The organism is Mesobacillus sp. (assembly GCF_047739415.1).
GTDB lineage: Bacteria > Bacillota > Bacilli > Bacillales > Cytobacillaceae > Mesobacillus.
Genome location: NZ_JBIQOE010000132.1, coordinates 1 through 10,183 on the forward strand (window position 1 = coordinate 1; position 10,183 = coordinate 10,183).

At 43.0% G+C, this 10,183-nt stretch carries 7 protein-coding genes; 5 read left to right on the top strand and 2 right to left on the bottom strand.

Annotated features, from left to right (window positions below; translation table 11 throughout):
- The first annotated feature begins 53 nt into the window (after positions 1-53).
- Both sucA and odhB read left to right on the top strand, forming a co-directional pair.
- Positions 54-2,909: a 2-oxoglutarate dehydrogenase E1 component gene (sucA, locus tag ACH0QE_RS10555; RefSeq protein ID WP_415800639.1), complete on the top strand. Its 2,856-nt coding sequence runs from the start codon at positions 54-56 to the stop codon at positions 2,907-2,909.
- The gene (gene odhB, locus ACH0QE_RS10560; protein WP_415800640.1) at positions 2,896-4,179 is read left to right on the top strand and encodes a 2-oxoglutarate dehydrogenase complex dihydrolipoyllysine-residue succinyltransferase; all 1,284 of its coding nucleotides are present in this window, start codon (positions 2,896-2,898) and stop codon (positions 4,177-4,179) included. The genes sucA and odhB overlap by 14 nt, the downstream gene beginning before the upstream one ends.
- A 920-nt stretch (positions 4,180-5,099) precedes the next feature.
- Here odhB and ACH0QE_RS10565 read toward each other — a convergent pair.
- Positions 5,100-6,008: a nuclease-related domain-containing protein gene (locus ACH0QE_RS10565; protein ID WP_415800641.1), complete on the bottom strand. Its 909-nt coding sequence runs from the start codon at positions 6,006-6,008 to the stop codon at positions 5,100-5,102.
- 293 nt (positions 6,009-6,301) lie between these two features.
- Entirely contained in the window at positions 6,302-6,436 is a 135-nt protein-coding gene (gene sda / locus ACH0QE_RS10570) for a sporulation histidine kinase inhibitor Sda (protein ID WP_023627756.1), read from the bottom strand.
- A 306-nt stretch (positions 6,437-6,742) separates the two neighbouring features.
- On the opposite strand from sda, the gene ACH0QE_RS10575 reads away from it, so the two are divergent.
- From ACH0QE_RS10575 to ACH0QE_RS10585, 3 genes are all read left to right on the top strand, one after another.
- Positions 6,743-7,876 (top strand): MBL fold metallo-hydrolase, encoded by a 1,134-nt coding sequence (locus ACH0QE_RS10575; protein ID WP_415800642.1) that lies wholly within the window; start codon positions 6,743-6,745, stop codon positions 7,874-7,876.
- 326 nt (positions 7,877-8,202) lie between these two features.
- Positions 8,203-8,772, top strand: coding sequence for an FAD-binding protein (locus ACH0QE_RS10580; protein WP_415800643.1), 570 nt, complete (start codon positions 8,203-8,205; stop codon positions 8,770-8,772).
- A gap of 154 nt (positions 8,773-8,926) precedes the next feature.
- On the top strand, positions 8,927-10,183 hold a 1,257-nt coding region (locus ACH0QE_RS10585; protein WP_415800644.1), incomplete at its 3' end, for an AMP-binding protein.

Here is a 10,183-nt window from a genome sequence, read left to right on the forward strand (position 1 = left end):
CTACAGGGTAACAAATAATTAGTGAATATTAGAATTGGCAAGGGGGTTTTTTTTTGAAAAAGCCAGTTTCGGGAAACAGGGTATTATGGCCGGGTTTTCATGGACCTAACCAGGGATATGTCGAAGAATTATATGAAATGTTCCTGCAAGATCCTGATTCCGTTGATGCTGATATCAGGGAATATTTTGAACAGAATTCTGAACTTCAATCTTCATCTTCAAATGAGAGTAATGAAGTATTTTCTGCAGTAAAGGCGGTAGGATCTCCGGCAAAAATCGCTGCTGCATTAAAATATGCTGATTATATCCGTTCTTACGGTCATTTATCTGCAAATATTTATCCTTTGCAGTTTGGCAGCAAAGATCCGCAACTTGAGAATTATGAAAAATGGGGACTGACTGAAGCTGATTTGATGGATATGCCAGTGGATCTCGTATGCCCTAGTGCTCCTTCTTCAATTAAAAATGGCAAAGAAGCCTTTCGATTTCTTCAAAAGGTATACTCCGATACGATTGCTTACGAATTTGAACATGTAAATGAAATGGCTGAAAAAGAGTGGCTAAGGCAGAAGGTCGAGTCTGGTGAACTAATTCCAAAAGTTGAAAATGAAAGAAAAACCAGTTTATACGAACGTCTTACAGAGGTCGAGAATTTTGAAAAGTACTTGCACCGGACTTTTGTCGGACAAAAGAGGTTTTCAATCGAAGGCCTGGATTCGATGGTTCCGCTTCTTGATGAGGTCATCAGTGGTGCCGTCAATAATGGTGTTGAAACAATTAATATTGGCATGGCCCACAGGGGAAGGCTGAATGTACTTGCCCATGTTTTAGGTAAACCATATGAAATGATTTTCGCAGAATTCCAGCATGCTCCAAACAAAGAACTTGTTCCATCAGAAGGTTCAATTGGAATTAATTTTGGATGGACTGGCGATGTGAAATATCACCTTGGCATCGACCGAAAAATTAAGTCGGATAACACAGCGAATGCTAGATTGACACTGGCCAATAACCCTAGCCACCTGGAATTTGCAGGTGCAGTGGTTGAGGGCTTTACGCGTGCTGCGCAGGATGACAGGAATGAACCTGGTTATGCGAAATATGATCCTGTGAAAGCAATGGCTATCCTAATCCATGGTGATGCCGCATTCCCAGGGCAGGGGATTGTGGCTGAAACGCTGAATCTAAGTCGTTTGCACGGATATAAAACAGGCGGAACGATTCATGTTATCGCAAATAACACGATCGGATTCACTACCGAATCAATGGATTCACGCTCCACTCGTTATGCCAGCGACCTTGCTAAGGGATATGAGATTCCGATCATTCACGTCAATGCTGATGACCCAGAGGCATGTCTGATGGCAGCCAGGCTGGCTTTTGAATACAGAAAGACTTTCGGGAAGGATTTCTTGATTGACCTGATTGGATACCGACGCTTCGGCCATAACGAAATGGATGAGCCAATGACGACCAATCCTGAAATGTATGTACTGGTCCATAAACATCCGACAGTTAAGAAAATCTATGGAGATAAACTTCTAGATCAAGGTGCAATGTCAGAAGAAACAAGAACCGAAATTGAACAGAAGGTTTCGAGCAGATTGACAGAAGCTTACGAAAAGGTCCCGAAAAAAGAGAAGGAAGTAACGAACGAACCCGATATCCCAGAAGTAGTGGAAATGGGAATTCCGCAGATAGAAACTGGAGTCCCTATCGAGGTATTAAGGAAAATAAATAGTGATCTGCTGAATTGGCCAGAAGGATTCAATGTCTTCAATAAATTAGAGAAAATCCTCCAAAGAAGAAAGGAAGCATTTTCTGAGGACGGTAAAATAGATTGGGGTCTGGCAGAAACTTTGGCGTTTGCTTCCATAATAAAAGATGGCACACCGGTCAGACTTACTGGACAGGATTCTGAGAGAGGAACCTTTGCCCAGAGAAACATTGTTTTGCATGACAGCGAAACTGGCGAGCAATTTTCACCGCTCCATATTTTGCCCGGTGCAAGAGCGTCCTTCTCTATTCATAACAGCCCGCTTTCTGAAGCGGCTGTAGTGGGCTTTGAATATGGGTATAACGTATTTGCCCCAGAAACTTTAGTCCTTTGGGAAGCACAATATGGTGATTTTGCTAATGCTGCACAGGTACTTTTCGACCAGTTTGTGGCGGCTGGCAGGGCGAAGTGGGGACAAAAATCAGGTCTTGTCATGCTTCTGCCTCACGGATATGAAGGCCAGGGGCCAGAACATTCCAGCGGACGAGTAGAAAGATTTTTAACACTCGCGGCTGAAAATAACTGGACAGTTGCAAACCTTTCTTCTGCGGCTCAATATTTCCATATTCTTCGGCGACAGGCGGCGATTTTAAGGCAGGAAGCTGTTCGACCGTTGGTTTTGATGACACCTAAAAGTCTGTTGAGAAACACTACGGTTGCAGCGGATCCACAACAATTGGCTGAAGGCAGCTTCAAGCCGATCATAGAACAGCCAGGGCTTGGCGACCAGCCAGAGAAAGTAGAGCGGGTGGTATTGTGCACTGGAAAAGTGAGCATAGATATCGCTGAAAAGATACAGCCGGAAGAGCATGGATGGCTGCATGTATTGAGAATCGAAGAAATCTATCCTTTCCCGCTTGAACAATTAAAAGAAAAGTTAGGACGTTATCCGAACTTAAAAGACATTGTCTGGGTTCAGGAAGAACCGAAGAATATGGGGGCATGGACTTTTGTTGAGCCGAGAATCAATGAAGCAGCACCGAACGGGCTGGAAGCTTCCTATATTGGCAGAAGAAGACGTTCAAGTCCGGCAGAGGGAGATCCAAACATCCACAAGTTGGAGCAGGCAAGAATTATAAATGATGCACTGACAAGGACAAATGGAGGAGGAAATGAAAATGGCAGAGATTAAAGTTCCTGAATTAGCTGAATCAATCACCGAAGGAACGATTGCCCAATGGCTGAAAAAAAAGGGCGATCAAGTCGAGAAGGGTGAATATATCGTTGAACTGGAGACCGATAAAGTTAATGTCGAAATTATCTCTGACTATGATGGAGTATTAACTGAGCTCCTCGCTGAGGAAGGAGATACAGTTAAGGTTGGGGAAGCAATCGCAATTGTTGGTGAACAGGGCAGTGCAGCAAACGATCAGCCTACTGCAGAGGCGGGCAGGGTGAACGAATCCCCTGACGAACCTGTTAATGGTTCAGCTGAGGGAAAAAACACCGATACCAGCGTATCCGGTGATCAGTCTGCTGCTGAGGAAGCATCCGAGCGAGTCATAGCGTCACCTGCAGCAAGAAAGCTGGCAAGGGAAAAGGGCATTGATTTGAGCAAGGTAGCTTCTCAGGACCCGCTTGGCAGAGTGAGAAAACAGGATGTGGAGTCATATTCTCCACAGCAAAAAAATAACCAAAAGCCAGCTGGTGAAAAAACTGAAGCGCCAAAGGCAGCTCTAGCCGGCAAGTCAAATGATGATAGCCGGGTTGAGCGAATCAAGATGTCACGGAGACGGCAGACTATTGCGAACAGGCTGGTTGAGGTTCAACAGACAGCGGCAATGCTTACCACCTTTAATGAAGTCGACATGACGGCTGTTATGGAGCTAAGAAAGAAATGGAAGGATCGGTTCTATGAGGAGAATGATGTTCGTTTAGGATTTATGTCATTTTTCACAAAAGCTGTTGTAGCAGCATTGAAGAAGACTCCTTACTTGAATGCTGAAATACAGGGAGACGAAATCGTCCTCAAAAAGTTCTATGACATTGGAGTCGCTGTCGCTGCCGATGAAGGGCTGGTTGTACCAGTCATCAGGGACGCGGACAGGAAAAATTTTGCCGAGATTGAAAATGATATTAACGAACTAGCTGAAAAGGCTCGCACAAACAAACTTTCCTTGAAGGACCTTCAGGGAGGAAGCTTTACGATTACAAATGGAGGCGTATTTGGATCATTGCTCTCAACACCGATCATCAATGGTCCGCAAGTAGGAATACTTGGAATGCACACAATCCAGTTGCGCCCCGTTGCGATCGATAAAGAACGAATGGAAAACAGGCCGATGATGTACATCGCACTTTCTTATGACCATCGGATTGTTGATGGCAAAGAAGCCGTCACCTTCTTAAAACGTATTAAGGAACTGATGGAAGACCCAGAATCATTGCTGTTACAGGGTTAATCATTAAGAGCACTGCCGGATATTTTATCGGCAGTGCTTTTTGGGGTTGTGAACTGTATGAAAAGTCAAAGCTGAAGAAACCGCCGTTATTGTGACAGGTTACAAGGTTCAGAGCCCAAAGCTGTCAAGAAACCGCTGTTATTGTGCCAGGTTTCAGGATGTAGAGCTCGAAGCTGTCAAGAAACCGCGGTTATTGTGACACGTTTCGGTGTGTAGAGCCCAAAGCTGTCAAGAAACCGCGGTTATTGTGACACGTTTCGGTGTGTAGAGCCTAAAGCTGTCAAGAAACCGCTGTTATTGTGACACGTTAGAGGGTTCAGAGCCCAAAGCTGTCAAGAAACCGCGGTTATTGTGACAGGTTTCAGGATGTTGAGCCCGAAGCTGTCAAGAAATCGCTGTTATTGTGACAGGTTTTAGGGTTTAGAGCCCAAAGCTGTCAAGAAACCGCGGTTATTGTGACAGGTTTCAGGATGTAGAGCCCAAAGCTGTCAAGAAACCGCGGTTATTGTGACAGGTTTCAGTGTGTAGAGCCCAAAGCTGTCAAGAAACCGCGGTTATTGTGCCAGGTTTCAGGATGTAGAGCCCAAAGCTGTCAAGAAACCGCTGATATTGTGACTGGTTTCAGGATGTTGAGCCCGAAGCTGTCAAGAAACCGCTGTTATTGTGACAGGTTTTAGAGTCTAGAGCCCGAAGCTGTCAAGAAACCGCTGTTATTGTGACAGGTTTCAGGATGTAGAGCCCAAAGCTGTCAAGAAACCGCTGTTATTGTGACAGATTTCAGGGTTCAGAGCCCAAAGCTGTCAAGAAACCGCGGTTATTATGACAGGTTTGAGTGTGCAGAGGCCAAAGCTGTCAAAAATCCGCTGTAATTCCGTCAATGCTATGAAGGACCCCTGTTGACCTAGAAACCAACTCGCGCTTCACTCAAAATAAGCATTCTTTGTCGTTCCAACTGCTTTATAATTCTTCTTTAACACCCGCAGAAACGTCCTCCTACTAACCTTCCCATTACACCACTTATAAACGGTTTGGGTGGTGATCTTCTCTTCAGGAAACAGCAGCTTGATTTCCTCTATATGCCGCACGATCGCCTTTTCTATTCTTTCATGGGTATCGCACTTTCCGCAAACGAGGTCGTAATCACCGATTTCGGTATTTAAAGACCCGCATTGCTGGCAATGCATTCCTTTTTCCAGTCGTTCATATTGGTAGTCAGGCAGAGTGGCGAATGGGTTTTTAACCTGGTGCAGGGAAAGCAATGTTTGGGCGAGTTTCTTGTGGCTTTCATCCAATTTGGAGGGAGTGTTGTTTAACTCTTGTAGGAACCGCTTAACTTGTGTTGGTAAAATGATCGGTTGATCTATCGGAGCCTGGTATAGGGTGAATTCAGGATTGTTGAAGATGACGGAGGCACGGACTAGGTGATTCATCTTGAGGTTCTGTAGGAGCTGCCGGAAAAGGGTTTCGCTTCGTGTCAATTGAATGACGGGGTTTTTGTATTCTCGACTACTACGGACGGCATATAATTTGTCCCCTTCGAGATAGTAATCGCCTTCGTGATATTTGACATCGATTAGATAAACTCCATCCTGCGCAATGATTACTTTATCCAGCTGGAAATATGAATTATTCACTTTAAGCAGGAGATCGTCGATGATATACCTTTCTTCCGCGAGGTTTTCGGTCATCCGGTCGAAGAGCACCTCTCCGGTATAACCCTTTTCCATAGTCCAAAGCTGAAACTTTTCCTGCGAAGATAACTCCATTCTTCTGTTTAAATGCCGTAATGCGATTAATTCCATTGGTTCAGTGCGTTCTTTTAGTAGCATGGTCCACTTCCTTTCTATAAGCTAATTTTAAGCTATACTCACAATCAGATATGTGAATTTTTTGTTAACTTTTCACCGTGTAAGGTGATAGCAAAGGATTTTAAATTTTCACCGTATAATGTGGAAGGAACAAATTAAATTTTCACCGTGTAATCTGGCATCAAAGTAGCTTAACTTTTCCCCGGAAAATCGGACAAACGCTAATTTATCAAAGGAACAAAAAAACCGCTTAACTGCCAGTATGGCAGGAAGCGGCTTTGTCACCAGGGTACAAATGTTTTTCTTGTTTCTGTTTAACGGTTTTTAAATGGTCTTAGTCCTCTTTTGGATATTTCTGTTTTTAAAACTTTTGCCCATTCTTTATCACTTTCCGACTTTAATGCATCACGATACGAGACCACCAACTGTTCATTGCTCATAATTTTCATTTGCATTCCTCCTCGGGTAAGAATGGATTGAATTTTCAAACTATATTGTATAGTTTCATTCATTGTAAAGGTTTATTAAAGATTTGAAAACCCATTATGAACAATTTTTATTAGAAATATTTTCATGCTTTGGAAGTTCGCTCGAATTTAGATTAACCATGGAATTTGGACAAAACACCATAGTCACATTAATAAACAAAAAAAGCTTGCATTTTATTAGTCAAAATTATAATATATACCCATAAGGGTATTAAACAGGGGTTTGATACTCGAATTACTCAATTTTTTACACTGGGAGGAATTAAAATGGGAATGCAAGCAATTACTGCTGAAAAATTGAATGAATGGGTAGTAGACAAGAAAGAGTTTTTTATTTTTGACGTAAGAAATGTAAAGGACTTTGAAGACTGGAAAGTTGAAGGGGAAAATATTGAATATCTCAATATCCCTTACTTCGACTTAATCGATGGTGTAGACGAAGTGGTGGATCAGCTTCCGAAAGATAAAGACATTGTAGTGATTTGTGCTAAAGAAGGCTCTTCTGTAATGGTTGCTGAAATGCTGTCTGATGCTGGATTTGACGTTTCGTATCTGGCCGGCGGAATGAAGTCATGGAGCGAATATTTATACCCAGCTGAAGTATATAAAGATAACGAAATTAAAGTACTTCAGTTTATCCGTGTCGGCAAGGGCTGCCTTTCTTACATGGTTCTATCTGAAAATGAGGCACTTGTAGTCGACCCATCAAGGTTTACAGACCGTTATACTGCAATTGCTGAGAAGGAAAATGTTAAAATCACTCATATTGTGGATTCACATTTACATGCTGACCACTTGTCCGGAGGCAAGCAGCTAGCTGATAACACTGGAGCAAAATATTATTTGATGAAGAGTGAAGGCGCAGTATTTGACTTTGAAGCGCTTGAGCAGCATGATAAGATTGAATTTGAGAATATCACACTTGAAGTGTTGGCTGTTAAGACGCCTGGGCATACCCCTGGAAGTGTTTCTTTCTTTGTGAATAATAAACTTCTATTCTCAGGTGACACTATTTTTGTCAATGGTCTTGGACGTCCAGATTTAGGCGGAAAAGCTGCTGAGTGGGCAAAAGACCTTTATGAAACAGTCTATAGCAAAGTCTCTCAAATTGCGGATGATGTAATTGTATTACCTGGCCACTATGCAAACTTCGATGACGAAGTAAATGCAGAAGGTTTCATTGGAAGCCAATTGGGTTTGATCCGCAAGCAAAATGAAATCATGGAAGGCAAAACAGTTGAAGAGTTTGTCGACCATGTAGCACAATCAGCATCCAGCGAAACACCACCAAATTTTGAAGATATTGTTGCAATCAACCGCGGCGTAAAAGAAGTGACAGCAGAAGAAGCGATGGAGCTTGAAATCGGCCCTAACCGCTGCGCTGTTCACCACACTCATTAAAAAGAAAAAGAGAGGAGAGCAGTGCTTTCCTCTTTTTATCGTTACCGGTGTGCTCATAAATGCTTGAGAGGTGAGAATTTGGAAGATAATAAGAAAAATAACCATTGTGCAGGCGGGTCCTGAGGCATTGGACCAAAGCGTACAGGTGAAGAGGGAAAAGCAAAGTTTTCTGGCTTTCCCCATATATGACCGGCCACGTACGTATGGCTCCTGGCAGGAGTCATTTATTTGATTTCTAAATTATTTTAATAGCGATTTTCGAAAAATAACCTCCCTAAAAGGGAGGCTACATAATAAGGTAACAGTTGAATCAGGAGGAGTATTTAATGCTAGATGTATTAGTGATCGGAGGCGGGATTTCAGGTGGATCGGCAGCAATCTACACTTCTCAGGGCGGATTGAAAACGGCAGTCATCGATTCAGGGAAATCCCAGATCAAACAAGTTTCGAAACTTTTTAATTATCCGGGAATTAAAGAAATCACAGGTTCAGAGCTGCTGGAAAACATTAAAGGCCAGGCTCTCGCTGCAGGCACTGAATGGATTGAAGGTGCAGTGGAAACTGTCAAAAAGAATGATATCGGCTATTCGGTTATTTTGACTGACGGCAAAGAGTTTATTTCAAAACATTTGGTTATTGCCACGAATCTTCAAACTTCGCTGCTTGAAAGCCTTGGTTTCCAGCTGGCAGTAAATGAGAAGGTACCAAGCGGGAAAATCAAAAGGGTTTTGGGCATTGAACACGATGGAACTACAAAGCTCCCTAACCTTTATATTACGAGCTTGTTAGCGGGCTTTTCGAGTCAATCCATCATTGCGGCGGGACATGGCGCTTCTATAGGTATATCGATAGTGTCAAAGGAAACTGGAAAAACTTATATGTGGCACGACAAATAATGACGAAGCAGGAATTTTCCCTGCTTTTTTTTATTTTTAGGAAAAAAGGGAGGAATACATTCCAAAAATATTGAATATTCAAACTAGAGTGGTGTAGTATTAGGTAAACGCTTACATATTTTAACTTATTTAGGAGGTTAATAGATTGGAGAATCTGCTGCCATATACTGTAGGTGAATTATTGGAGGTTCAAGCCAAGAAATACCCAGAACACGAAGCGGTTGTTTATGCTGACCGTAACTTGAGGATGAATTACAAAGAGTTCAACATGTTATGCCGAAAAGCTGCCAGAGGATTGATGAAACTGGGAGTGAAAAAAGGAGAGCACATAGCTGCCTGGTCTTCTAATACTCCGGAATGGGTGGTATCCCAGTTTGCAACCGGAAAGATGGGTGCAGTTCTTGTTACTGTTAATACTAATTATAGAACGGCAGAATTGGAATATCTTTTAAAGCAGTCAGATTCGACGACCATTATATTGATGGAACAATTTAAAGATGCTTCTTATATTGACATGGTGTACGAGATTGTTCCAGAGCTGAAAACGAGTGAACCAGGCAAGCTTGAAAGCAGCACGCTGCCATATTTGAAAAACGTCATTGTAATGGGAGAAAAACGTTTTCCAGGGACGTACAGTTGGCAGGATATATTGAATATGGCGGACGATGTAACAGAGGAAGAACTCGACGAGCAAATGGCAACGCTAAAGCAGAATGAAGTCATTAATATGCAATATACTTCAGGTACGACTGGTTTTCCAAAGGGTGTAATGCTGACCCACAGCAATATTGTCAATAACGCGTATAATGTTGCAAATGCAATGAAGCTCACGGACCAGGATAGACTTTGTATTCCTGTGCCATTTTTCCATTGCTTCGGCTGTGTCATGGGTACACTGGCTTGTGCCACAGTGGGCGCCACAATGGTTCCGGTCCAGGAATTCAGTCCAAAGGCAGTTCTTGAGACGGTCGAAAAAGAAAAGTGTACAGCGCTTCACGGCGTTCCAACTATGTTCATCGCCGAGCTGAACGACCCGGAATTTGAAAAATACGACCTGTCTTCCTTAAGAACCGGCATCATGGCTGGATCCAATTGCCCGATTGAAGTAATGAAAGCTGTCAATGAAAAAATGGGAGCTACGGAAATAACCATTGCCTACGGCCAAACTGAATCCTCTCCTGTTATAACCCAGACAAGGACGAATGATCCACTTGAACTAAGGGTAGAAACGGTCGGAAAAGCCCTTCCTGTGGTCGAGGTGAAAATCGTTAAGCCAGGCACGATGGAGGAAGTTCCAAGAGGAGTTCAGGGTGAACTATGCACACGTGGCTACCATGTCATGGACGGATATTATAAAAATCCTGACGCAACGAGGGAAGCGATCGATGCAGAAGGCTGGCTCCACACAGGA

Excerpts from the sequence above, each read along its gene's own strand:
- odhB (WP_415800640.1), top strand. The coding sequence starts at position 2,896 with ATGGCAGAGATTAAAGTTCCTGAATTAGCTGAATCAATCACCGAAGGA.
- sda (WP_023627756.1), bottom strand. The coding sequence starts at position 6,436 with ATGAAAATTATGAGCAATGAACAGTTGGTGGTCTCGTATCGTGATGCA.
- ACH0QE_RS10575 (WP_415800642.1), top strand. The coding sequence starts at position 6,743 with ATGGGAATGCAAGCAATTACTGCTGAAAAATTGAATGAATGGGTAGTA.
- ACH0QE_RS10565 (WP_415800641.1), bottom strand. The coding sequence starts at position 6,008 with ATGCTACTAAAAGAACGCACTGAACCAATGGAATTAATCGCATTACGG.
- ACH0QE_RS10580 (WP_415800643.1), top strand. The coding sequence starts at position 8,203 with ATGCTAGATGTATTAGTGATCGGAGGCGGGATTTCAGGTGGATCGGCA.